We start from the raw sequence: 1,823 nt of genomic DNA, 5'->3' as shown, positions 1-1,823 counted from the left end.
ACGGGCAACGCCGTCGAACAGTCGTTCGCGGTCACGACCACCGGGCGCCTGACGGAACCCGGCGAATTCGAGAACATCATCATCCGTGCGCAGAGCGGCGGTGCGGCGATCGTGCGGCTGAAGGACATCGGCCGCGCCGAACTCGGCCAGAAGGACTACTCGATCCGCAGCCGCTTCCAGGGCAAGCCCGCCACCGTGATCGCCGTCTACCAGCAGCCGGGCGCGAACGCGCTCGATGTCTCGAAACAGGTGCGCGCCACGCTCGCCGAGATGAAGAAGTCGTTCCCCGAGGGCATCGACTACGAAATCGCGATGGACACCACCGAGTTCACGCGCGCCTCGATCACGGACGTCGTACACACCTTCTTCGAGGCCGTCGTGCTGGTGGTGATCGTCGTGTTCGTGTTCCTGCAGAGCCTGCGCGCCACGCTGATTCCCGTGCTCGCGGTGCCCGTGTCGATCGTCGGCACGTTCATGGGGATGGAAGCGCTCGGTTTCTCGATCAACATGCTCACGCTGTTCGGCATGGTGCTCGCCATCGGCATCGTGGTCGACGATGCGATCGTCGTGATCGAGAACGTCGAGCGCAACATGACCGTCCACAAGCTCGATCCGAAGATGGCCGCCAAGCAGGCGATGGACGAAGTGGCGGGCCCCGTCGTCGCCATCGTGCTGGTGCTGTGTGCGGTGTTCGTGCCGGTGGCGTTTCTCGGCGGCATCACCGGGCAGATGTACAAGCAGTTCGCCATCACGATTGCGATTTCCGTGGTGATCTCGGGCATCGTCGCGCTGACGCTCTCGCCCGCGCTCGCGGCGCTGCTGCTCAAGCCAGGGCACCACGAGAAGAAGGGTTTTTTCCGCTGGTTCGACAACCAGTTCACGCGCATGACGGCGGGCTATACGCGCGCGGTGCGCCTCATCATCAAGCGCTTCGTGATCGCGCTGCTGCTGTTCGTCGGCATGATCGTGCTGGCCGTCGTGATGATGCGCGACATTCCGACCGCCTTCCTGCCGCCCGAAGACCAGGGCTATCTGCTGGGCGCCGTGATCATGCCCGATGCGGCGTCGCTGGACCGCACGGGGCAGGTGTCGGACCGCGTGTCCGAGTATTTCATGAAGCAGCCGGCCGTGGGCAGCATCACGACGGTGGACGGCTTCAGCATTCTCGACAGCCAGAACAAGAACAACTCGTCGACGTTCTTTGTCGGCTTCAAGAGCTTCGAGGACCGGTATTCGTCGGCCAATATCCGCACGCAGAATGCGCGCGCCGTGCTCGTCGATGCGTACAAGACGCTCTCGCAGATCCGCGAGGGCATCGTCGTGCCGCTCAATCCGCCGTCGATTCCGGGGCTGGGCACGACAGGCGGCACCGAGATGTGGATCCAGAGCAAGGGCGATGCGACCATCGCGCAGTTCGCCGCCGTGGTGGACGACTTCGTCGCGAAGGCCAAGCAGCGCCCCGAACTGACGGGCGTCACCTCGACCTTCAACGCGAACTCGCAGCAGCTGCTGGTCGACGTGGACCGCGACAAGGCCGAGACGCTCGGCGTGCCCGTGCAGGACGTCTACAGCGCGATGCAGACGATGTTCGGCTCGCTGTACGTGTCGCAGTTCAACCGCTCGAGCCGGCTGTGGCAGGTGATCCTGCAGGCCGAGCCGTCGTACCGGCTGAAGCCCGACGACCTGACGCAGATCTTCGTGCGCAGCTCGAACGGCAGCATGGTGCCGCTCAAATCGGTGGTGACCTCGCGCTACGTGACGGGGCCGGACCTGATCACGCGCTTCAACAACTTCCCGGCCGTGAAGATCACGGCGAACGCGGC

Annotated in this window: 1 protein-coding gene; it reads left to right on the top strand. The window is 64.5% G+C overall.

Annotation, left to right across the window (positions count from 1 at the left end; translation table 11 throughout):
- Window positions 1–1,823 (top strand): efflux RND transporter permease subunit (locus BLT65_RS46205; RefSeq protein ID WP_143036739.1); only part of this gene is annotated, 1,823 nt, incomplete at both ends.

This window comes from Paraburkholderia steynii (assembly GCF_900100565.1).
Lineage (GTDB): Bacteria > Pseudomonadota > Gammaproteobacteria > Burkholderiales > Burkholderiaceae > Paraburkholderia > Paraburkholderia terrae.
This window is presented reverse-complemented; position numbering and strand designations above follow the sequence as displayed.